Consider the following 21,955-nt stretch of genomic DNA (forward strand, 5'->3'; position numbering starts at 1 on the left):
CGGGGATGAGCCTCAGAGGCGGTTGATGCCGGTGGCGACGGGGATGCCACCCTGGCGGAACTTCACTTTGAACTGATAGCGTTGCTCACGCTCGATGTTGCGGTTGTTGAACTCGGCGGGAACTTCGATGCCGATCATCTTCGCCTGCTCGCCGCTGCCGACCTTCACGCTCAGCACCTGGCCGCGGTCCGGAGTCCAGCGCAGCTTTTCATCCACGGTGCCCTCCACCACATACTCGCTGCCGCGGAGGCTGTTGCCGTTCTGGAGAAACTCTTCCATGTTCAACTGGGTGAGATCGCCGAAGTTGGCGGATTTTTTGGGAAGAAGCGCCTTTCCGGCGAAAAAGAGGACGGCCACCCCGGCGACAATGCCGATGATGATGCCGGGATGGAGACTGGAACTGGCGCGACGAGGCATGATGCGAATTCGGTTCGGAAACGGGGAATCTTACGGGAGCGATAGCACGGGAAGAGTGGCCATGGAATGGGGAACTTTCAGTCCCATTGATGGCGGCGGGTTCCCAGCCAGGAGGCGAAAAGGGCGACTCCAATGTGGGCGGCGAGCGTGTAGAGACAGGCGTCCCGGGAGGACAGGGTGGTGTCGATCACCGCCTTCACGGCATCGTGGACCTGGGTCTGGAGACCCTCAACGCTACCGGACCACGCCCAGTAGGAAGAGATGAACGGGCGGGTATAGGTCTCGACGCTTTCCGGCAGGGCCAGCACGGCACCCGAAAGAGGAAGCTGGAAGCCCACAAGGTAGATGGAAAGCAGGGAGGCCTGCTCGGCGGTCCGCATCAGCGATGAGATGGCGAGACAGATTGCCGTCATCGCTCCATTCACCAGCAGCAGGAAACCCGCGTGCTGGACGAAGTCGCCGCGGAACTGGCCGAAAGTGTTCACGAAAAAGGCCATCCACAGCGACTGCGCGATCACCAGGCAGGACAGGAACGCGACTTTGCTGGCGAGGTAGGCCGAGGGCCGCAGGCCACCGAACTTCTCCTTTTCGTAAATCAACCGCTCTCCGGCAATTTCGCGTGCGGAGTTGTTCGAGCCCATCAGCGCCAGCAACACCACCTGGAACATGATGATCCCGGACACGGCGGAGCCGACCTTGACCTGGTCCATGCGGACGTTCTGATGTTCCTGAACCTCCTCCTGCATGTCCGACTGGCGGGTATCAGAATATTTCCGGATCGGATCCTTCGCCTTGTCACTGAAGAGGATCACCAGCAGCGGAAAGCAGATCATGATCGCGAGCTGGAGCAGCACCTGCCCGCGGTCGCGGAAGAAAATCCGCCATCGCCGGGAGAGCAGCGTGCCGAACTGGCTGACAAGGCCCGGCATCTTCGTCGCGACCTCGTCCTTCACCTCTTCACCCTCCACCTTTGCCGGAGGCAGGCTCAGGGCACCGGAAGCCACCGATTTCTCGCGGTTGCGCTCCAGCATCTTGTAGTAGGAAACGCGGTGTTTTTCCCAGGACGATTGCCATCGGTCGGACGGCTGGCCCGCGAGACGCGGATAGACCTCCTCGGTGTCCTTGACGGAGAAGTAGTGGGTCAGTTGGTCCGGCGGGCCGTGGTAGGCGACCCGGCCCTCATGGAGGACCAGGATGGAATCATAGAGCTCCAAGTGCGCCAAGGAGTGGGTCACGGACAGGACGATCCGGCCGTCCTTGCGCGAAAGATCGTGCAGCAGGCGGACGATTTCGCGCTCCGAGCGCGGATCGAGGCCGCTGGTGACTTCGTCGCAGAGCAGCAGCTTCGGATCGGAAACCAGCTCCATGGCCAGGCCGAGGCGGCGCTTCTGGCCGCCGGAGAGCACCTTCACCGGGCGGTCCGCGATGGGAGCGAGACCGGTTTCCTCCAGCACCCGGTCGATTCGCTGGTCGAGCTCGGCATTGTTCTTCGTCTTCACCCGCAGGCGGGTGGCGGCCTCCACCGATTCGTCCACCGTCAGCGGATCATAGGCGATCGAGAACTGCGGTACGTAGCCGATTTCGGATGGGGAAAAGTCGCCCTCCTTCGAGAGATCCCGGCCGTCCCAGATGAGCGCTCCATCGGATTCGGGATTCAGTCCGGCGATGGTCTTGAGCAGGGTGGTCTTGCCGCAGCCGGAAGGGCCGACGATGGCCATGAAATGCCCTTTCGGGATCTGGATCGAGACCTTGTCGACGAGGTTGGCATCCTCGCCGTCCTTGCGGATGGTGAAACAAACGTCCTTGAGTTCGAGCACGGGAAAGCTGGGAGGGTTTTCGGAAAAGTAGCAAACGCAGTGAACAGGTCATTCCTATCCGGCGCGTGCAATAAACACACGGCTGTCAGGAAGGTTGCACTCCGTCGAGCGGTACGATGCGGATTTTTCCCGCCGGACGCTGGAGACCGGCGGACAGGGTGGGGGGTGCGGAGGGGCCGGGGCGGCGGGTGTCTGGTCGAGCGCGCTCTTGAGAGCCCCTTCGACGAGCTGGCCGCAGTGGATCTTCATCGGCGGCAGCGGACCGAGGTCGCCGGTCAGTTCCGAGGCGGATAGCTCCCGGGCTTCCTCGGCGGTCTTGCCCTTCAGCAGCTCGGTGGCCATGGAGGCCACCGCGATCGCCGTCTGGCAACCGAAAGCTTGGAACGAGGCGCGGTCGATCACCCGCTTGCCATCCTTTTCGGTGAACTTCAGCCACATCCGCAGCATGTCCCCGCAATCTGGGCTGCCGACGGTGCCCACGGCATCCGCGTCGGCCAGTTCGCCCTGGTTCTGAGGGTTGGCGAGGGCGTCGCGCACCTTCGATTCAAAATCGTCCATGCCCGAATTTGGCTGTGGAGGAACGTCCTTGCCAGTCTGCATTTTCCCCAAGTGGAGCCACGCGGAGGGCTGCGGCATCTTTTCTGAAAAGTGACAAATGGCGCCGATGTAGCTGACAGGGTCATGTTTTTTGTCCGCCGTATCTTCCAATTCCTCCGGGCCTTGCGTCCCGAGGTGCCGCCCTGTGAGGCGGAGTGGGAAGATGTCACTCCCGCTGAATGGCGGGCGTGGGAGGCCGACCGGAAGTTTTCATTCTCTCTGGACCGGCTGGGGGAGGATGGGGTCCAGAGGGTGGTGATGACCGTTCTGGCCACCGCGGAAAGGGTGCCGGACCGGACCACGGTGAGGGAGCAGATGAGGCGGCTTTTCGGCATGCGCCCGCCCGATGCGGCCCGGGCGGTGGACCGGGTGATCGGCGGGGTGGTGCGGGCGGGTTCCGGCTTTGAATGCCCGGATGCCGGGGCGGACCCTCTGGCCGCGCGGGCATTCATGCTGGCGTGGCGGGACCGGCCGCTGGTTCCCGCGATTCGTGCCCGCTGGGGAGCCTGGAGGCCGGGGGGCGTGTGAAGCCGGTGCAAGGTCCAAAAGCATTTCGCCCAACATTGGCGCTTGGCAGTCTGCTGGACCGGTTTAGAAGTGGAGGTCTTCTTCCCCATGTATTTTCTAGGCATCGAGATCAATCCCGCCGGAACCCGTGTGGTGGCGCTCGATCTTGAGGCGGCGGAGATCGCCGCCGAGGCTGTCGCCCCCCATGCTTGGATCGAGGGGCTGCCTCCCGGCTACCGCGAGCAGGATCCCGCCGGATGGATCAATGCGGTGGATCATGTGATGCGGGAGTGCCTGGCCACCCTTGGAGAACGCCGGGGCCGCGTGGCTGCCATCGGCGTGGCCGGACCTCTGCGTGGCACCGTGGCACTGGATGCCTCCAGCCGGGTGATCCGCCCGGCGAAGCTGGCGGGCGATCTGTCCTCGAAACGCCAGGCCGAGGAAATCTCCCGTGTTTTCGGCGGAACGCCCGGGCTGCTGGAGCTGCTGGGCCAGGTGCCGGGCGTGGATTCGCTGGCAGCCGAGTGCCTGTGGCTGAAGCAGCAGGAGCCCTACCACTTTCAAAAGACCGCATTCTTCCTGCCCGCGCAGGATTTCATCACCTACTGGCTGACGGGCGAGCGCGCCACCGAATCCGGCAGCGCCTCGACCACGGGCCTTTTCGACATCCGCTCGTGCCGTTGGTCCGCGGAGCTCGTCCACGCCATCGATCCCGGCCTGGCCGAGCGCCTGCCACCGCTGCAATCACCCGTCGAGCCACGTGGCCAGCTCCGGCCCGCTTTGGCGCAGGCTTGGGGGCTTTCGGAAGCGGTGCAGGTCGGAGCGGGGAGTGCCTCGCCGATGCTCTCGGCGCTCGCCGCAGGCTGCGTGACCGATGGCTCCATCGCGGTGGAACTCGGGTCCTCCGGAACGATCGTTGGCGTGCAGGACAGCCCGGTCATCGACCTGCGCGGGGAAATCTCGCCGCTTTGCAGCGCCACCGGCGGCTGGCTGGGCACGGCCACCATTGCCAATGCGGTGACCGCTGTCGAACTGGTGCGCCGCCACTACGGCTGGACGCCGGAGCAATTCGAGCAAGCGGTTGCCTCGGCTCCTCCCGGAGCGGACGGCCTGTTGTTCCTGCCCTATCTCACCGGGGAATCGCTGCCTCGCCTCCCGGAAGGCTGTGGTGTGCTGCACGGAATGACGCTTCAGAATTTCAGTCCTGCGGGCTTCGCCCGTGCTGCAGCGGAAGGCGTGGCGCTCGGGCTCGGCTATGGCGTCAGCCGTCTCACCGACCTTGGGTTCGAGCCGGTGGAAATCCGCTTGCTCGGTGCCGCCAGTGTCAGCCGCACGACCCGCCAGCTTCTCGCGGATGTCTTTGGCATGCCGGTGGTGCCGGTTGGCAGCCGCCAGGGACCGGCCGTGGGCGCGGCCATGCAGGCGGCCGTCGCGTTTTTCCGCCAGAGCGGTGAATCACTTGGCTTCGGGGAAATCGCCAGCTACCTCGTCTCGTCCGAGGCGCACGGCCGCTGCGAGCCGGACATGCGCCGCCACGAACTCTACCAACATCTGATGTCCCGCCAGCAGTATCTCGTCGATACACTCCAGCCGGCCGGATTCCTCTGAACGCATGGCCGCCGCCTCCCGCCACGAAATCCGCAAGAGCCGGAAAACCGCCATCTTCGGCACCCTCGCGGGCGGGTTGATGCGGCTGTGGTGCTCCACCCTGCGCTATGAGATCGTGGACCGCTGCAAGCTCGGCGTGCCCGATGGAATCTCCGGCCCGGTGATATACGCGCTGTGGCACAACCGCCTCTTCTCCGTCCCCGCCGCGTGGAAGCGCCTTTGTGGCAAGCACCGCGGCGCTGCCGTGCTCACCAGCGCCAGCCATGATGGTGATGTGCTTTCCCGCGCCATGTCCGCCTTTGGGATCGGAGCCGTGCGCGGCTCCAGCTCCCGCCGTGCCATCGCCGCTTTGGTGGGCCTGAAGCGTTCGCTGGAGGAGGGCGTGGACGTTTGTCTCACGCCGGATGGTCCGAGAGGCCCTCGCTACAAGCTGCAAGGCGGCCTCGTGAAACTCGCCCAAGCAACCGGCACGCCGGTGGTGCCTGTGCATGTGGAGGTCTCGTCCTGCTGGCGCTTGAAATCGTGGGACCGCTTCATCATTCCGAAGCCCTTCAGCCGTGTCCGCGTCATCTTCGACGAGGCGCTTGCCGTCCCGGCCAAGCTTTCCGACGATGCCTTCGAGGCCGAGCGCGCCCGCATCGAGTCCATTCTCCTCGCCGCCACCCACGATCCCGAACCTGCCACACCAGCCCCATGAGCGATTTCAAAATCATCGACGGGAAAGCCGTCGCCGCCTCCGTTCTCGATGAAGTCCGTGCCGAAACCGCGGAACTGAAAGCCCGTGGCGTGACGCCCGGCCTGGCCGTGGTGCTCGTTGGTGAAGATCCGGCATCGAAGGTGTATGTCGGCGCGAAGGACCGCACCTGCCGCGATCTCGGCCTCTACTCCCGCAAGATCACCCTGCCGACCGAGACCACTCAGGAGGAACTTCTTGCCGTGGTCCGCGAGTTGAATGCCGATCCGCTCATCCACGGTATCCTGGTCCAGTCACCGCCGCCGAAGCACATCAACGAGGAGGAGATCATCCGTGCCATCGATCCGCGCAAGGATGTGGACGGCTTCCATCCGCAGAACGTCGCCAAGCTCGCGCTGGAAGACCCGTCCGGCTTCGTGCCCTGCACGCCCGCGGGCAGCATGCGCCTGCTCGCCTCCGCCGGAGTGCAGACCAGCGGTGCCGAGGCGGTCGTCATCGGCCGTTCGATGATCGTTGGCAAGCCGATGGCCCTGCTGCTCATGGCGAAGGGTTCCGATGCCACCGTGACCGTCGCTCACTCCCGCAGCAAGGATCTGCCCGCTATCTGCCGCCGTGCGGACATCGTCATCGCTGCTGTCGGCCGCCCGGAAATGGTGAAGGCCGATTGGGTCAAGCCGGGTGCGGTGGTGATCGACGTGGGCATCAACCGCGTCGAGGACGCCACCGCCAAGAACGGTTATCGTCTTACCGGTGACGTCGCCTACGACGAGGTCGCCCCGAAATGCGCCGCCATCACGCCGGTGCCCGGTGGTGTCGGTCCGATGACCATCGCCATGCTGATGAAGAACACGCTGCAGGCCGCGCGCCAGTTGACGGCGTAAGAGTGTTAAATGTTATTCGTTAAAGGTTATTGGGGGAAAACTCTCCTTTACGCATTCTTCCCCAATAACCTCTAACCATTAACTTCCAGCCCTCTCTCATGCGCCTCGCCGTCATCAATGTCGTCGGTCTCTCGAAGTCGCTGCTGCCGCACGCGCCTTTCTTGAAGGCCTTTGCAGAGAAGAACGGTTTGCAGAGCTTCAAGCCCGCATTCCCCGCGGTGACCTGCACGGCGCAATCGTCGATGGTCACCGGCACTACGCCTGCGGAACATGGCGCGGTGGCGAACGGCTGGTATGACCGCGAGTCCGCCGAGGTGAGATTCTGGAAGCAGAGCAACCACATCGTTCACGGCGAGAAGGTGTGGGACACGTTGCGGCGCGAGATCCCCGGCTTCACCTGCGCGAAGCTGTTCTGGTGGTACAACATGTATTCCACCGCGGATTGGTCGATGACCCCGCGGCCGCTTTATCCCGCGGATGGCCGCAAGGTCTTCGATATCCACACCCAGCCGATGGGTCTGCGTGAGGAGGTGAAGGCGGATCTCGGGCCATTCCCATTCCCCGCGTTCTGGGGTCCGGCGTCCGGTATCGCGTCCTCCGAGTGGATCGCGAATTCGGCGAAGTGGACGGAGAACAAGCACAGCCCCACGCTGAGCCTCGTCTATCTGCCCCACCTCGACTATTCATTGCAGAAGGTCGGGCCGGGTGACCCGTCGATCCCCTCGGAGGTCGCCGCCATCGACCGCGTGGTGGCGGATCTCGTGAGCTACTATGAATCCCGTGGTGTCAAATCGCTGATTCTTTCCGAATACGGTATTTCACCGGTCAACCAGCCGGTTCATCTCAACCGGATCTTCCGCGACAAGGGCTGGCTGTCCATCAAGGACGAGCTTGGGCTGGAGGCGCTCGATTGCGGCGGCTGCAAGGTTTTTGCGGTGGCGGATCACCAGATCGCGCATGTCTATGTGAACGACCGCTCCCTGCTCGGCGAGGTCCGCGCCTTGCTCGAAAAAACTCCCGGTGTGGATGAAGTCCGCGAGGGTGGCGGATCTGGCATCGGCGCGGAAAGGGCGGGGGATCTCATCGCCATTTCGAAGCCGGAAGCATGGTTCACCTACTACTTCTGGAAGGATGATGCGAAGGCTCCCGACTATGCGCGGTGCATCGATATTCACCGCAAGCCGGGATACGATCCGGTGGAGCTTTATCTTGATCCGGCCATCCGTTTCCCGAAGCTGAAGATCGCGAAGTTCCTGCTGAAAAAGAAGCTCGGCTTTCGTGGGCTGATGGATGTCATCCCGTTGGATGCCACGCTGGTGAAGGGTTCGCATGGTCGTGACATCGTGCCGGAGGACGAGCGGCCCGTGCTATTGGGTGCATCCTTCCCAGCCCATGCCGCGGAGGATGTGTTCCTGGCCATTCTAGCCGAGTTCGGCAAGTAGCGCGAAGCCCTGCTTCGCGCCACCTGTCCGTGGCCGAAACGCCCAAAACTTCGGCGGTTTTGCCCGTAAGACTCCATCCGCTTTTTCGTTAAGAACGGACCATGTCACACCCGTCCCTCAACCGCCGCGGCTTCCTCACCCTTGGTGCCGCGACCGCCGCCTCTCTGCCGATGGGCGCGGCAGCCGCTCCGGATGCCGCCGCGGCGCTTACCATTCTCCATATCACGGACATCCACCTGCGTCCGGAATACGATGCACCCGCCCGCTGCCGCAAGATCCTGCGTGCGATCCGCCAGAAGCACCGTGACATCAATCTCGTCCTCAATACCGGCGACAGCATCTACGCCGCCGACTACAAGAACATCACCCGCGAGCGTGTGGAGGAGCAGTGGAAGCTCTGGGACGAGGTTGTCGTGTCGGAGTTCAAGGGTCTGCCGATGCTTCACACCGTAGGCAACCACGATCCCTGGTGGGCTGCACCGGAGGGCGATCCGATGCGCGGTATTCCTTATGTCTGCAAGCGTCTTGGCATCGCGGAGCCATGGGGCCACACGAAACAAGGCGGCTGGGAAATCATCACGCTGGAGAACTCCGGTGGTTCGCTTGGCAAGCCGCAGCAGGACTGGCTGTTCCAGAAGCTCGATTCGCTGCCGAAGAACGCGCCGCTGCTCATCGCGGGACACCTGCCGTTGTTCTCGCTCGCGGGCGATTACGATGGCGGCAACATGAGCGGCGCGAAGGCGGTGATCGACAAGCTCGCCGCACGTGAAGCTCCGACCGTTGCCCTGAGCGGCCACATCCACATCCAGAGCAGCGAGGCCCTGTGGAATATCCGCTTCCACTGCAATGGTGCTCTCAGCGGCTCATGGTGGGAACCCGGAGACCGCAAGGACGGCAGCTACAAGCGCACGCCGATGGGCTACGCCCTCCTCAAGCTCTGGCCCGATGGCCGCAGCGAGTGCCGCTACATGCCGCTGCCGGCGTGAGGTTGCTTATTTGGGCAACATCAGCAGACCTGTGACAATGAGCACAAGGCCGAGCAAGCCTTGGGTGAGAAGGAATGCGTGGAATTGAAATGGCTGGGTCTTGCGATTGACCTCGTAGAGCCCGCCGTTGAAATGCCCGCGCCGATAAGCGAGGAGCGTGAGAATGATCAGAATCGATCCCAGTGCGATGAACATGACGATGGGGCAGGGGGCTTAGAGGGTTTCGCTCCTCCGCTTCCTCCCCTCGAACAGCAACGTCTCGCGATATCCCGCCGCCTTCGCCCATTCGATGGCCTTCGGGAAATCCCGCGCCACTTCGGAGGGATGGTGCGAGTCGGAGGAAATGACCAGCGGGATGCCCGCCGAGCAGGCCAGTTCCAGAAAGCGCGGGGCTGGGTAGGCCTGGGCACAGGGTTTGTGCCAGCCGGCGGTGTTCAGTTCGATGGCGCAGCCGGAGGCGGCGATGGCGTCGATGGCCGGTTCGTAGAAGCGGTCGAGGTCGCCGCCGGGGACGTGGGCGAATTTTTTCACCAGATCCGCGTGGCCGAGAATGTCGAACAAGCCGCTTTCCGCCATTTGGGCGTAGGTGTTCCAGTAGTGGGCCCATACCGCCTCCACATCGGACTCTGCCCAGCGGCCCAGCCACTTCGGATTGTCGAAATCCCAGTCGCCCAGATAGTGGACCGAGCCGATCAGGTAGTCCCACGGGTAGCGCCCGGCCAGATCCGCGATCCAGCCCTCGCAGCCCGCCAGCCAATCGCACTCCAGACCGGCCCGGATCGGGATCCGACCTGCCGCGTGGGTCCGGGCGCGCTCCAGCCAGGAGAAATATTCCGGCAGGTCCGCCACCGCCATCCGCCAGTCATCGAAGGGTTCCGGGATGGCCGGGGCGTGGTCGGAAATCCCGTATTCCGTTAGGCCCGCGGCGATCGCGGCGTCGATGTAGGCTTCCGGCTCGCCTTCGGCGTGATGGCAGAGCGGCGTGTGGGTATGGTAGTCGGCAGGCACTCGGGCGGATTCGGGGTTGAAGGACTTTCAGCAGGGATACTAGAGTAACGGCACGGTGCAAGAGCGCCGAAATCTCATGTCGACCCTTTCCTCTGAAGCACCCGCCGGTAACGCGTTCACGCGGCACCTCATCGAAGCCCTCCGCCGGCACCCGAAACGCATCGTTTTCACCGAAGGGGAGGATCTGCGGGTGCTGGAAGCAGCGGCACGGCTGGTGAAGGAGGAAGCCATCGCCCCGATCCTGCTGGGCGACCGCGAGCGGATCCGTGCTCTGGCGGCCGACAACGGCATCAAGCTGACCTTCATCAACATCATCGATCCGCCGAAATCTTCGGATTTCCAGCTGTTCTGCCAGCGTGTCGACAACATGGCCCGCTACCGCGACATGCAGGTCGGCGATGCGGCGGAGATCGTCGCCCGCCCGCACTACTTTGGCGCACTGATGACCCAGTATGGCCAGGCGGACGGCTTGGTCGGTGGCAACAAGGCTCTCCCGGCCGCGTTGTTCCGCGCCCTGATCAACACCATCAAGCCGCTGCCCTCCGTGCCGAAGATCTTCGGTGCGATGGTTCTTGTGGGTGACCACCTGAAGCATCTCGGCGGCAGCGGCGTGCTGTTCATGGCGGATTGCGGCCTGATCCCGCAGCCGTCGGTGGACCAGCTCGCGGCCATCGCGGTGGAAACCGGCAAGGTTGCCCGTCATTTTCTCGGCCGCACGGCCAAGGTGGCGCTGCTCAGCCACTCCACCAAAGGCTCCGCCGTGACCGATGAGGCGCGCAAGATGATCGCCGCCACCGCCATCGCCCAAGAGGTGGTGCGGAAGGAGTATTTGGAATTGGAAATCGAAGGCGAACTCCAGGCGGACGTGGCCCTCGATCCGGCGGCTGCGGAGGTGAAGCTCCCGGACTCGCCCTTCCGCCAGACTGCGGACGTGCTCGTTTTCCCGAACCTCGATGCCGGTCACATTTCCCTGAAGCTGCTCCAGCACGTCGCCGGAGCGCAGGGCTACGGCCAGCTCATCCTCGGCCTTGCCCGCCCCGCCGCCCAAGTGCCGCGGACGGCCACGGTCGAAACCATCTTCGGCACCGCCGCCGCAGTCGGTGTGGAAGCCATCAAATCCCACCAGCTCTTCCCGGACGGCGAAGTGTGAAGACCCTCGGCGCGGCGCGGCACTACGACACGCTTGACGTGTGGTACCGCGCGCTGTGGGGGGAGCACCTCCATCATGGAATTTGGCTGCCGGAGACGGCGGACCATGCGGAGGCGACCGCGAATCTGTTGAAAGCGGTCGCCACCGCCGCCCGCCTCCAGCCCGGCATGCGGGTTTGCGATGTCGGCTGTGGTTATGGTGGCCCGGCCCGCTGGCTGGCTGCGAACCATGGGGTGGACGTGACTGCGGTGACTGTTTCCGCGGTCCAGTATAAAGCGGCGGTGGGGATCGAGGGGTATTCGCGGGTTTCCTATGAACTCGGGGACTGGCTGGAGAACACCTTTCCGGAGGGCGCCTTTGAAGCCGCGGTGGCCATCGAGTCCGTGTTCCATTTCGAGCAGCCTGACCGCGCCTGCCGCGAGATGGTGCGGGTGGTAAAGCCCGGTGGACGGATCGTGACGGCGGGGTGGATCACGGCGGATTTCGTGCCCGGCTGGGCGCGCTGGCTCCTGATCGATCCGATCCGCGCGGCCGGGGAAATGCCCGGCTTGGCGGACGAATGGACGAGCCGACAGTGGCTTGAGGAGGTGGGCGCGGAGGTGGTGTCCCTGGAGCGGCTCGGGCATCGGGTGGATCAATCCTGGCTGCATGCCATGGGCATTGCTCTCAGGGAATTGCTGCGGAATCCGGCATTGCGGTGGGAGACGCTGCGAAAGCCGCTGCAAGCGTTCCGTTTGGCTCTCAGTTCGTTGCGGATCTGGACTGCCTATCGGTGGGGGATGCTCGACTATCTGATTCTAGCGGCAGAAAGGCGGCGTTAGCGGCGTTTTACCTTGGAGCGAAAGATTGAACTAGCACGCCCGTAGAAGCGGGGATTTCTTTGTTTTTGTTGGTTATGTTTCGATTTCACATTCTTTTGATGGGCTTGTTGGGTGGACTTGGCTCGGCGCAGGCCGGGGCCGAAACCGTGCGGATCGGCAACGATCTGGTGCAGCGCGAACTGACTTTCGATGGCAAGGTCTGGCGGACCACGAAGTTCATCGCCGGGACCGAGTCACTGGAGACGCAGAGCGATGAATTCCACATCCGCATGATGGATGACGCGGAGTTCACGGTGGCGGACTTCGTGGCGGAGGGAAAACCGGTTGAGACCAAGGACGGCAAAACCTCGGTCTGGACGGTGCGGTATCATCCCGCTGCGGGTGACAAGGTCGCGGCCATCCCCGCCACGGTGACGGTTCGCTATACCGCGACTCCCGGCGAGCGCTTCATCCGTAAGGCGGTGGCATTGGAATATTCCGCTGAGGCGACCGTGGATCGTCTGGAGGTCGAGCGCTTTTCCGCGAAGGGCGATGCCACCCGCGGCGGTCGCGGCGAGCCGGTGTTCCTCGGTGACCGTTGGTTCTTTGGCCTCGAATATCCCGCCGGTCACAGCCGCCACACCGATGGCAACACCCCCGAGCCGGACAAGCATCACTATGAGCTGGTAGGAAACTACAGTTTCGTGGACCTGCAAGGTCGCGACAAGGACGCGAAGGGGCGTCCGGGTCTCATCCGCCTGTTCCATTTCCCCGGCTATGCGGTGAAGAACGGCACCACCTGGCAGATCGTCAGCAAGACCGCGGTCGCCGGTGGCGGTGCGGCGGGGCCGGTGGTTGATCAGTTCAATGCTTACATCAAGACCATCGAGAAACCGGATCGCAGCTTCACGCACTACAACAACTGGTTCGACCCGGCGGGCAAGTCGCTCAAGGTCGACAGCTTCATCGCGATCTACAAGGACTTCGCCAAGGCGGTGAAGCCGTATGGCGTGAAGATCGATGCGATGGTGCCGGACGATGGATGGCAGGATCGCAAGTCGGTGTGGGAACCGGCTCAGCGCGATTTCCCCGGTGGCTTCACGGATCTGGTGAAACTCAGCGAGGCACTGAAGAGGGAAGGCACGGAGCTTGGTCTGTGGCTGGCGCTGGATGGCACCAACACCGATATCAAGTGGGGCGAGAGCCAGGGCTACGTGCGGGCGAAGGCGAATCCGTATTTTTCACGCTACTTCGCGCACTACTCGCTGAGCCATCCGGCCTATCAGGAGTTGCTGCGCAAGCAGCTCGTCCGCTTGGCGGGGGAGGGCAAGGTCGGCTACTTCAAGCATGACTTCAACCACCTTTCGGATATTGGCGAGGGCAACGGCCATCCGCCGACCGACCGCCACGGCCATGAGGCGAACGTGGACGCGATGATCTCGCTTTTGAAAGCGACACGCGGGGCGAATCCGCAGGTTTATCAGAACCTCACCAACTGGATGTGGTTCTCGCCATGGTGGCTGATGCACGGCGACGCGTTGTGGATGCTGGCGGGCGACGATGGAGCGAATGGCAACTGGCCGGAGCTTTCCGTGCGGAACATGGCCACCACCGACCGCGATACCTTCCTGTGGCGCATGTGGGGAGATGCGAAGGACCGTCCGCTGGTGCCGATCTCCCGCCTGATGACCCACGGCATCATTCTGAACGAGAAGCACCAGCTCGAAGGACCCGGTGATGGAGTCCGCGAATGGGCGGACCACGTGATGATGTACTATGGACGTGGTATCCAGATGAAGGAGTGGTACATCACGCCGAAGACCGCCACGCCGGAACACTGGAAGGCGCTGGGGACCATCCACCGCTGGGCGGAGAGGAATTTCAAGGCGCTGGCGAAGACCGAGTATGTCGGGGGGCGTCCGGACGAGGGCCATGTTTACGGTTACATCGGTTGGGATGGCTCCCACGGCGTACTGGTGACGCGGAATCCCTCCGCTGAAACGCAGACGTTGGAAATTCCATCGCCGTTCACCTCCGGCGAGATTCGCTCCCGGGTGGTGTTTCCCTATCATGCGGATGGAGCGCCGGTGAAGAGGGATGGCGGCACGATCCGCGTCGAGGTTCCCGGCTACCAGACCCTCGCCGTGGAGTTCGATCCGGGCGGCTCCAAGACGGTTGCCGCGCTTTCCGCCGTGCCGACGAAGGTTTCCGGCAAGGAAGCGTCCGCCATCGTGCCCTCGGATGTCAAAGGCCGCGTGGAGGTGCTGGTCATCGGTTATCCGGATCTCCCGGAGGTGAAGATCAACGGCCAGGTGGCCACTCCGCTCCGCACCAGCAAGGCGCGGCTCAATCCTTTCCCCGGCTATGCCCGCGCGGGCATGCCGAGCGACAAGGCGCGCACCTGGACGATGGGGTCCTTTGATGTGAAGTCTTCCATCGGCAAGGAAGTTCGTGTTTCGCTGGCAGATACGGATGGCAAGGAAGGAACCGCCGAGGCATGGTTGTTGGTCGAGCGGGCGGGCAAGGATGCTTCATTTCCCGAAGCCACGGTGCCATGGGCCATTGACGCGGGGCTGCGCAGCCAGACGGTGCGCTTGATCGCGGAGTCTCCGGTGACGGCTGTCCAAACGGCGTCGCGTGCCCTCACTCCGGCGGAACTTTCCGGCATCAAGGCGGCGAAGCTGACGGTCGGACTGTTCGGAGTGAACGACCGAACGTCCGGGGTGAAGACTCTTTTCCTGAATGGCCGGAAACTCGTCGAGTTGCCAGTGGTGGGGGATGAATGGCAGAACCGGCCGTTCGATCTGGATGCGGAGGCGCTGAAGAGTCTGAAGGCATCCAACACGATCGAAATCCGCCGCTCGACCGCGGAGGACAAGTTCAAGTTCCGTGGTGCCCGTCTGCGGGTGCAGCTCGCGGATGGATCATGGGTCCAGTCTTCCGCGCAAACCGGCACCCAGACGACCGACAAGGACTGGGCGTTTTTCGAGGGCGAGGCATTCGTGTCGAAGGAAGCGTCCGCGCCGGTGACGCTGGACTTCAAGTGACATGCGCCAACGTTTGGGTGCGCTACTTCTGTTTCACCCCCATGACGACGACTACAACTCCCGCGGCAAGGACGGCTCCGCCGATCCACGGCGAGACGCGGTAGGTCACCGGCTCCTTGGCACTCAGGCGAACGTCCCCCACCTCGATGCGGGCGGTTTCCTTGGTGGTGGTGAATCCCTTGTAGGTAAGCAACACCGCTCCCACGATGATGAGAATCACTCCCAGAATGGTTTGGCCTTTCATGGTTCTCTAACATCACCCCGATTTCTTCGGAATCCAGTGGAAATCGAAACAGGCCGGTTTCCACTTCGACAGCAGCCTTCCGATGGGGCAGGATGGAGCGCAAACGCATGAAAAAGCTCCTGCTGCTCATCCCCCTTGCGGGGCTCCTCACCCAGTGCGGCGGCGGTGGTTCCGCCGGCATTCCCTCGCCGCGCCATCCGCAGATCATCAATGTCTCCGGCTACGATCCGAAGGAAAAGCAACGGGCGGGCCGCTCCTATTCCGAGCATGACGTTTCCGCTCTCCGTGCGAACGGAGCCCAGGGACTGATCGCCCGCTGCGGCAAGGGCGGCGTGCTCGATACGAAGTGCGCCGATTTCCTCGCCTCCGCGGACCGCGCCGGGATGCTGGTGGGTGCCTATTACCGCCTTCAGAACCACGTGGACGCCGCCGCGCAGGCCGACCAGTTCGTCACGCGCATGCAGCAGATCGCGCGGGGCCGTTCCTGGCGCACCGGCCGCATGCTGTTGTGCGGGGATTTCGATGCGAACTCCCGCCTTTCCGACATCACCCGCTTCATCGACCGCGTGGAATCCCGCACCGGGGTGACGCCCGTCATTTATCTGGAGAACAGCGAGCACCTGAAGCTGATGCTGCGTTCCGCCGATTCCGCCACGAAGGCGAAACTACGGCGTTCACCGTACTGGGTGGCGCTCTACTCGCACGAGAGCGGTGCGGGCCGGATCTTCCCGGCGCCGGGGAATCCGGAAGGCCTGGTGAAGCAGTATGACGTCTGGCACGACTGGACGCTGTGGCAGTATGCCGGTGTCGATTGGCAGCGCGGTCGTTCCGTGCCGAAGCATTATTCGCACGGCCGTTTCCGCTCCGGTCCGTATTTCGGCAGCCTCGACCGCCCGGTGGAGCGCAATGTCTTCAACGGCAGCTCCGGCGAACTGGCCGGATTCTGGGCGCGCCATGGCATGGCCGCCCATTGACAAGGAATTTGAACGGCGCGCCGGGCTGTGCTTGGTTAGGGACGCCATGAACAAAATCGTCCCTCTCATCAGCTCCGGCATCGCCGGTCCGCTCGGCGTGCTCCATTTGCCGCGCCTGTGGCTCAAGGTTTCCCTCGCCTCCGTGGGCAAGCTCGCCGACGGCTATCCCGCCATTGGCAAGGGGTTCGACAAGATGGTCATCGACGCGCTGGGGCTTACCGAGGATGCCGTGACCGAATACGTGGATGAGCACCATCCCACTTATCCGCAGTTCGAGGAATGGATCATCGAGCAGAAAGGCTCGAAGACCGACGCGGCCACCATCGAGAAGCTCAACCGTGCGATCCGCGGCTACAACCACGGTGATGACACCCGCAGGTCGATCCTTACGGAAGCCGGTTTCGATGAGGACAAGCCGCCGTTCCTTGATGCGATCAACCTGAACAACCTCGAAGACTGGGCCGCGTTTCATGACGCGGAGCTGGATTGAAGAATCGTGGCGGTGGTTGGAAACCGCCGCCACGGATTCACTTCGCGAACACCAGAGCGGTGCGCGCGGGAGTATAAACACTCAGCTTGCCTTCCTCATCGACCGGATACGCGATGGTCCGGTCGATGCGGCCTTGTCCGCCGAACTCCACGGCATCGGTGTCGAGCACCAGATGGTAGTCGCCGCCCTTCGCGACCGGCAGGCGGTAGTCTGGGATCGAGCGGTCCACGGACAGATTGATCACGAAGATCAGGTTGCCGCGCTCGGCGCAGATCACCTTGTTCTCAAGGTCGAGGTTGAGGAGGTTCGCCTGCGGGGTGGCGAGCAGATGGTGGTGGTCCGCGAGTCCGATCAGGGCGCGGTCGAAGGCGGCGAGCCATTTGTATTTGAGATCGGGGTTGTCCACCAGCGACCACTGGCGGCGGCAGTGGTGGAACGACCAGCCATTGCCCTCGCGCGGGAAATCGAGCCACTCGGGATGGCCGAACTCATTGCCCATGAAGTTCAGCCAGCCCTCGCCGCCGAAGGCCAAGGTGATCAGGCGGATGATCTTGTGCAGGGCGATGCCGCGTTCGATCACCGGATCGGGATCCTCGACCGCCATGTGCCAGTACATTTCCTTGTCCATCAGCCAGAAGGCGAGGGTCTTGTCCCCCACCAAGGCCTGGTCATGGCTCTCGGCGTAGGCGATGGTGGCTTCGCCGTGGCGGCGGTTGGTCACGACATTCCAGAGTTGGCTGAGGTCCCAGCCTTCGTCGGGGATCTCCTTGAGCAGCTTGATCCAGTGGTCCGGCAATCCCATCGCGAGGCGATGGGTGAATCCGACTCCGCCTTCCTCCACCGGCCGGCACAGGCCCGGCATGCCGGACATGTCCTCCGCCACGATGATCGCGCCGGGCTTGAGACGGTGGATCAGGGTGGTGGCGAGCTGGAGGTAGAGGATCGAGTCCTCGTCGGCATCGCCGCCGAAGTAGTCGTCATAGCTGTTGAAGGCTTTCGCGCCGTGGGAGTGGTAGAGCATCGAGGTCACGCCATCGAAGCGGAAGCCGTCGAAATGGAACTCCTCCAGCCACCAGCGCAGGTTGGAGAGCAGGAACTGGCGGACCTCCGGGCGGGCGTAGTCGAAGCACTTCGAATCCCACTGCGGATGATCGCCGCGGCCTCCGGCGTGGAAATACTGGTTTCCGGAGCCATCGAAGTCATTGAGACCTTCCGCCATGTTTTTCACGGCATGGGAATGGACCACGTCCAGCAGCACCGCGATGCCCAGGCCATGGGCGGTATCGACCAGATACTTCAGGTCATCCGGCGTGCCGCTGCGTGAGGTGACGCCGAAGAACGAGGACACGTGGTAGCCGAAGGAGCCATAGTAGGGATGCTCCTGCACGGCCATGAGCTGCACCGTGTTGTAGCCGCCTGTCTTGATCCGCGGCAGCACCTGATCGGCGAATTCGCGGTAGGTGTGGACCCGGCCTTCCTCACCGGACATGCCGACATGGGCCTCGTAGATGAAAGGGGATTTGACCGTGGCGGGATCGAAGGAGTGCTGCCAGACGTAAGGTTGCGGCGGACTCCATATCTGGCCGGAGTAGTCGTGGGTCACCGGGTCCTGCACCGCGCGGCGGATGCAGGCGGGGATGCGGTCGCGGCGGGAACCGTCCGCTCCCGTCACATGCAGCTTCACCCGCTGGCCGTGGCCGAGCGTGTCCGCGGGCAGGCGAAGCTGCCAGATGCCGCCGGTGGACTGCACCAGAGGATGAGTGTCGCGGCTCCAGCGGTTGAAATCGCCGATCAACGAGACCGCTTTGGCCTTCGGAGCCCACTCGCGGACGATCCAGCTTTTCGATGAGTCCTGCCAGTGGATGCCGGTGAATTTATGACCGGTGGCGTAGGCGGCGAGCGAACCCGTTTGGTTCTCGATGCCTTTGAGCGTGTCCCGGAAGCGGTTCAGGCGGCGGCGGATCGCGTCTTCGTGGGGCTTCAGCCAAGGGTCGTTATGAACCAACAGCGGGATTTCGCTCATGCGCCCTCACTCTTGCTCATAGCGTGCCACAAGAAAGACGAAACGCCGTATTTTTACGGACTGATTTTCCTTACGGAATTCAATCTTTAGTAACTAGAGTAGAAAAATCATTAAAATAATCATTAGTGAATTGACAATATTAGTCATGAATCTTATCCAAGGGCGTGCCGCGAAGGCACCCAAGACGAAATGATCGCGAAGTCCTACCTGCTGCCAGACACCCGCAGCCTGGAACCAGAGCTTTCCCTTGAGGGAGGCTGGGATTCCCGGGCGGTGTCCGATCTCATCCGTAGAAAGAGCTCTTACGATCGCACTCCGGCTTGCCTGTTCCTCGGTCGTAGGGAGGCCGCGCTGCTGCGCGGGCACCTCTCGGCGGCCTTCGGTTCGAATGCCGTGGCGACCTTGAAGAGCACCTACTACATGGGCCTCGAAGTGGTGGAGATCGATTGCGATTCCTTCGTCTACGTCGGCGGTCGGAAAACCGTCCGCACGCTCCAGGATCCCATCGCGCGGCGCCCGGCGTGGCGCGATGCGGATGAGGAGGGGCTGTGGCGGCTCCGGCTGGCCTGACGTTTTTCCTTTATCCGGTGGTTCGTTGGTGGCGGTTCCTGGCGGGACCGCCACCGCTTTTTTCAGCTCACGCGGGCGAGGATCCAGAGGAGATCGGAGAGGCGGTTGAAATAGAGACGGACTTCCTGCGGCACCCGTTCGCCGGATTCGTGGAGCGCCAGCACGGCGCGTTCCGCCCGGCGGGCGATGGTACGGGCGAAGTCCATCCCGGCCCGGGCCATGGAGCCTTCCGCGCCCGGACGTGCCCAACCGGTGAAGCGCACCCCGCGGGCTTCGTGCTCCTTGGCGATGGTTTCCAGGGCCGTGACATCTTCCGGGTGGACGGCGGCGTAGCCTTTTTCGCGATAGCGTTCCTCGTCCTCGGGCAGGCAGGCGATCTGCCCCATCAGGCCGACAAGCTTTTCCTGGATGTCGTCGATGATCGAGAGCGCTTCATCGGTGGGACCGGCCGCGCGGGCGAGGCCGAGTGCGGCATTCAGCTCATCCACCAACCCCAGTGCATCGACGCGCAGCGAAGTCTTCGCGATGCGCTTGCCGAACAGGAGATCCGTCTGTCCCTCGTCGCCACGACCGGTGATGATGCTCATGGCGGAGGTTGCGGGAAGCGATGAGCAGGAAGCAACCGCGAATGGCCAATAGGCGTCTGATAAAAATTCGTGTCCATTCGTGTGCATTCGTGGTTCCTCATTCCCGCAGCCGGAATCCCGGCCTAGATTTCCCGCGGATGAAACTGGCGAAGCTGAACGACGGACCGGAACTGTTCTTCACCCTGCAGGGCGAGGGCATCTCCGCCGGGCTGCCCGCGGTCTTCGTCCGCTCCTCGCGCTGCAACCTCCACTGCCACTGGTGCGACACCGACCACACCTGGAACTTCGTTGGCACGGCGTGGACCCACGAGAAGGACGGCACTCCGGGCTATGAGAAGCATCGCAAGGAGGACGTGACCTTTGAAATGGCTCCGGAAGCCATCGCGGAGCGGGTGGCGGCGTTTCCGTGCCGCCGCGTGGTGCTCACCGGCGGCGAACCGCTGATCCAGCAGGACGGTTGGCTGGAACTGATCGCGGCACTGCGGCGGCGCGATCCGGCGTATGTGTTCGAGGTGGAAACCAATGGCACGATGGCTCCGTCCGCGGACTTCGCGGAGGTGGTGAACCAGTTCAACGTGTCGCCGAAGCTGTCGAATTCCGGCATGGCCACCTCGATGCGGTTGAAGCCGGAGGTGCTCCGGCTCCTCGCGGAGACAGGCAAGGCTTGGTTCAAGTTCGTCATCGCCAGTCCGGCGGATTTGGACGAGGTGCTGGCGTTGGTGCAGGTGATGCCCCTGCCTCGCGAGCGGGTGCTGCTGATGCCGGAAGGGCGGACTCCCGCCGAGCTGGACCAGCGTGGGCCGTGGCTGGCGGACCTGTGCCGGGACCATGGGTTCCGTTTCTGCGACCGGCTCCACGTCCGGCTCTGGGGCGACAAGCGCGGGGTCTGAATCCTTGGAATTCAGGGCGTTTGGCAGCAGGGGGTTGATTTTTACGCTGATTTTCCGCAACCTGCGGATCGCGCCGGGGTTTCTCCCGGTGAATCGCCTCCGCCCATGAACCGCAACCCGCTGCCCGAAGACGAAAACTGGGAATCGGACTCCGTCTGGAAGCTTCTCGATGAAGCTCCGCCGGTTTCCGCACGCCCGCGTTTCGCCGACAACGTGATGCGCGCCGTGCGCTTGGACGAAGCTCCCGCCCCATGGTGGAAGCGCTGGGCGCTGCCGGTTTCTGTGGGCGGGCTCGTTGCGGCCACCGCCGCGATCGTGCTGACAGTCCAGGCGGTCGTTTCCCATCCTCCGGCTGCGAAGCCCGGCCCGGTCGCAAACAACGCGCCCGCTGCCGAGTCCTTCGATGCGGTGCAGGATATCACCGACTCTGAAGTGCTCGTTGCCGCTGCGGATCATCTCGACCGCTACAGCGATACCGAACTGGTGAGCCTGATCAGCTTCTGATCTTCCCATCCGGGACCGGTCCGGCCAGCTTCGCGGCGTGGCAAGCAGCGGACTGATTTTTGATCTCGATGGCACCCTTGTGGACTCGTTGCGCGGCATCGCCGCCGCGCTGAACCGCACGCTCCACGATCATGGCCGGGACATCCACGATCACGCGGCGGTGCGCCGTTTCATCGGGAATGGCGCGCGTGACCTGCTGCGCCGCGCGGCGGGTGGGGAGATCACCGAGAGCGGCATCGATGAGATGGAAGCCACCTTCAAGATTCATTACGCCGCAGCATGGCGGGATGGCACGGACATCTATCCCGGTGTGCCGCAGATGCTGGAGAAACTGGCGGCGGCCGGACATCGGCTGGCGGTGCTTTCGAACAAGCCGCATCCCTTCACGGTGGAAATGGTGACCACGTTGTTTCCCGGCGCGAAGTTCGATCTGGTGCTCGGGCAGCGGCCGGAAGTGCCACGCAAACCGGATCCGGCGGGAGCGTTGGAAATCGCGGCGGCCTTTGGGTTGGAACCGGCTGCCTGTGCGATGATCGGGGACTCCACCATGGATCTCGATACCGGCAAACGCGCGGGCATGCGGACGGTTGCCGTGACGTGGGGTTATCACGATCGTGAGGCATTGGTGGCTGCCGGAGCCGATGCGATGGCGGAGGACGCCGGGCAGCTTTGTGCGTTGTTGCTTTGAGTGCTGACCGTGGGGGTTGAGAACCGCCGCC

General features: G+C 63.4%; 23 protein-coding genes. 15 read left to right on the forward strand and 8 right to left on the reverse strand.

What is annotated here, in order from left to right:
* Window positions 1-12 precede the first annotated feature (12 nt).
* The 3 genes from KBB96_RS20475 to KBB96_RS20485 form a co-directional block, all read right to left on the reverse strand.
* A complete protein-coding gene (locus tag KBB96_RS20475; protein WP_211631355.1) occupies window positions 13-417 on the reverse strand; it encodes a hypothetical protein in 405 nt (134 codons plus the stop codon).
* A 77-nt stretch (window positions 418-494) separates the two neighbouring features.
* On the reverse strand, window positions 495-2,234 hold the full coding sequence (locus KBB96_RS20480; RefSeq protein ID WP_211631356.1) for an ABC transporter ATP-binding protein/permease: 1,740 nt from the start codon (window positions 2,232-2,234) through the stop codon (window positions 495-497).
* A 54-nt stretch (window positions 2,235-2,288) separates the two neighbouring features.
* A complete protein-coding gene (locus KBB96_RS20485) occupies window positions 2,289-2,792 on the reverse strand; it encodes an iron-sulfur cluster assembly scaffold protein (protein WP_211631357.1) in 504 nt (167 codons plus the stop codon).
* Window positions 2,793-2,915: 123 nt separating this feature from the next.
* On the opposite strand from KBB96_RS20485, the gene KBB96_RS20490 reads away from it, so the two are divergent.
* The 6 genes from KBB96_RS20490 to KBB96_RS20515 all read left to right on the forward strand — a co-directional run bounded on the left by KBB96_RS20490 (window position 2,916) and on the right by KBB96_RS20515 (window position 8,949).
* The gene (locus KBB96_RS20490) at window positions 2,916-3,359 is read left to right on the forward strand and encodes a hypothetical protein (RefSeq protein WP_211631358.1); all 444 of its coding nucleotides are present in this window, start codon (window positions 2,916-2,918) and stop codon (window positions 3,357-3,359) included.
* 87 nt (window positions 3,360-3,446) lie between these two features.
* Window positions 3,447-4,946: a xylulokinase gene (locus tag KBB96_RS20495; RefSeq protein ID WP_211631359.1), complete on the forward strand. Its 1,500-nt coding sequence runs from the start codon at window positions 3,447-3,449 to the stop codon at window positions 4,944-4,946.
* Between the two features lie 4 nt (window positions 4,947-4,950).
* A complete protein-coding gene (locus tag KBB96_RS20500; RefSeq protein ID WP_211631360.1) occupies window positions 4,951-5,643 on the forward strand; it encodes a lysophospholipid acyltransferase family protein in 693 nt (230 codons plus the stop codon).
* Window positions 5,640-6,521: a bifunctional methylenetetrahydrofolate dehydrogenase/methenyltetrahydrofolate cyclohydrolase FolD gene (folD, locus tag KBB96_RS20505; RefSeq protein WP_211631361.1), complete on the forward strand. Its 882-nt coding sequence runs from the start codon at window positions 5,640-5,642 to the stop codon at window positions 6,519-6,521. Before KBB96_RS20500 ends, folD begins: the two co-directional genes overlap by 4 nt.
* A gap of 98 nt (window positions 6,522-6,619) precedes the next feature.
* Window positions 6,620-7,963 (forward strand): alkaline phosphatase family protein, encoded by a 1,344-nt coding sequence (locus KBB96_RS20510; protein WP_211631362.1) that lies wholly within the window; start codon window positions 6,620-6,622, stop codon window positions 7,961-7,963.
* 101 nt (window positions 7,964-8,064) lie between these two features.
* Complete coding sequence (locus KBB96_RS20515) at window positions 8,065-8,949, forward strand: metallophosphoesterase family protein (protein ID WP_211631363.1); 885 nt, start codon at window positions 8,065-8,067, stop codon at window positions 8,947-8,949.
* Window positions 8,950-8,955: 6 nt separating this feature from the next.
* Here KBB96_RS20515 and KBB96_RS20520 read toward each other — a convergent pair whose 3' ends face one another.
* Complete coding sequence (locus tag KBB96_RS20520; RefSeq protein WP_211631364.1) at window positions 8,956-9,144, reverse strand: hypothetical protein; 189 nt, start codon at window positions 9,142-9,144, stop codon at window positions 8,956-8,958.
* Between the two features lie 18 nt (window positions 9,145-9,162).
* Window positions 9,163-9,957, reverse strand: a complete 795-nt coding sequence (locus KBB96_RS20525; RefSeq protein WP_211631365.1) for a histidinol-phosphatase — start codon at window positions 9,955-9,957, stop codon at window positions 9,163-9,165.
* Window positions 9,958-10,033: 76 nt separating this feature from the next.
* On the opposite strand from KBB96_RS20525, the gene KBB96_RS20530 reads away from it, so the two are divergent.
* The 3 genes from KBB96_RS20530 to KBB96_RS20540 all read left to right on the forward strand — a co-directional run bounded on the left by KBB96_RS20530 (window position 10,034) and on the right by KBB96_RS20540 (window position 14,954).
* Entirely contained in the window at window positions 10,034-11,107 is a 1,074-nt protein-coding gene (locus KBB96_RS20530) for a phosphate acyltransferase (protein ID WP_211631366.1), read from the forward strand.
* Window positions 11,104-11,928, forward strand: coding sequence for an SAM-dependent methyltransferase (locus KBB96_RS20535; RefSeq protein ID WP_211631367.1), 825 nt, complete (start codon window positions 11,104-11,106; stop codon window positions 11,926-11,928). The genes KBB96_RS20530 and KBB96_RS20535 overlap by 4 nt, the downstream gene beginning before the upstream one ends.
* 74 nt (window positions 11,929-12,002) lie before the next feature.
* Window positions 12,003-14,954, forward strand: coding sequence for an alpha-amylase family protein (locus KBB96_RS20540; protein ID WP_211631368.1), 2,952 nt, complete (start codon window positions 12,003-12,005; stop codon window positions 14,952-14,954).
* Window positions 14,955-14,976: 22 nt separating this feature from the next.
* Here KBB96_RS20540 and KBB96_RS20545 read toward each other — a convergent pair whose 3' ends face one another.
* Window positions 14,977-15,198 carry a hypothetical protein gene (locus tag KBB96_RS20545; protein WP_211631369.1) on the reverse strand — a complete coding sequence of 74 codons (222 nt, stop codon included), beginning with the start codon at window positions 15,196-15,198 and terminating at the stop codon, window positions 14,977-14,979.
* A gap of 107 nt (window positions 15,199-15,305) precedes the next feature.
* Here KBB96_RS20545 and KBB96_RS20550 point away from each other — a divergent pair, with 107 nt between their 5' ends.
* Together KBB96_RS20550 and KBB96_RS20555 are read left to right on the forward strand one after the other, a co-directional pair.
* Window positions 15,306-16,172, forward strand: a complete 867-nt coding sequence (locus KBB96_RS20550; protein WP_211631370.1) for a GH25 family lysozyme — start codon at window positions 15,306-15,308, stop codon at window positions 16,170-16,172.
* Between the two features lie 46 nt (window positions 16,173-16,218).
* Window positions 16,219-16,662 carry a DUF5069 domain-containing protein gene (locus tag KBB96_RS20555; RefSeq protein WP_211631371.1) on the forward strand — a complete coding sequence of 148 codons (444 nt, stop codon included), beginning with the start codon at window positions 16,219-16,221 and terminating at the stop codon, window positions 16,660-16,662.
* Window positions 16,663-16,699: 37 nt separating this feature from the next.
* Here KBB96_RS20555 and KBB96_RS20560 read toward each other — a convergent pair whose 3' ends face one another.
* Entirely contained in the window at window positions 16,700-18,685 is a 1,986-nt protein-coding gene (locus KBB96_RS20560) for an alpha amylase C-terminal domain-containing protein (RefSeq protein WP_211631372.1), read from the reverse strand.
* Window positions 18,686-18,874: 189 nt separating this feature from the next.
* Here KBB96_RS20560 and KBB96_RS20565 point away from each other — a divergent pair, with 189 nt between their 5' ends.
* Complete coding sequence (locus tag KBB96_RS20565) at window positions 18,875-19,255, forward strand: hypothetical protein (protein WP_211631373.1); 381 nt, start codon at window positions 18,875-18,877, stop codon at window positions 19,253-19,255.
* Window positions 19,256-19,317: 62 nt separating this feature from the next.
* On the opposite strand, the gene KBB96_RS20570 is transcribed toward KBB96_RS20565, so the two are convergent.
* Entirely contained in the window at window positions 19,318-19,842 is a 525-nt protein-coding gene (locus tag KBB96_RS20570) for a cob(I)yrinic acid a,c-diamide adenosyltransferase (protein ID WP_211631374.1), read from the reverse strand.
* Window positions 19,843-19,979: 137 nt separating this feature from the next.
* Between KBB96_RS20570 and KBB96_RS20575 the strand changes: the two genes are divergently transcribed.
* The 3 genes from KBB96_RS20575 to KBB96_RS20585 all read left to right on the forward strand — a co-directional run bounded on the left by KBB96_RS20575 (window position 19,980) and on the right by KBB96_RS20585 (window position 21,924).
* Window positions 19,980-20,732 (forward strand): 7-carboxy-7-deazaguanine synthase QueE, encoded by a 753-nt coding sequence (locus KBB96_RS20575; RefSeq protein WP_211631375.1) that lies wholly within the window; start codon window positions 19,980-19,982, stop codon window positions 20,730-20,732.
* Window positions 20,733-20,837: 105 nt separating this feature from the next.
* Window positions 20,838-21,236 carry a hypothetical protein gene (locus KBB96_RS20580; RefSeq protein WP_211631376.1) on the forward strand — a complete coding sequence of 133 codons (399 nt, stop codon included), beginning with the start codon at window positions 20,838-20,840 and terminating at the stop codon, window positions 21,234-21,236.
* Window positions 21,237-21,273: 37 nt separating this feature from the next.
* Complete coding sequence (locus KBB96_RS20585; RefSeq protein WP_211631377.1) at window positions 21,274-21,924, forward strand: HAD family hydrolase; 651 nt, start codon at window positions 21,274-21,276, stop codon at window positions 21,922-21,924.
* The last annotated feature ends 31 nt before the right edge of the window (window positions 21,925-21,955 follow it).

Source organism: Luteolibacter ambystomatis (assembly GCF_018137965.1).
In the GTDB taxonomy this organism is placed as follows: Bacteria; Verrucomicrobiota; Verrucomicrobiia; order Verrucomicrobiales; family Akkermansiaceae; genus Luteolibacter; species Luteolibacter ambystomatis.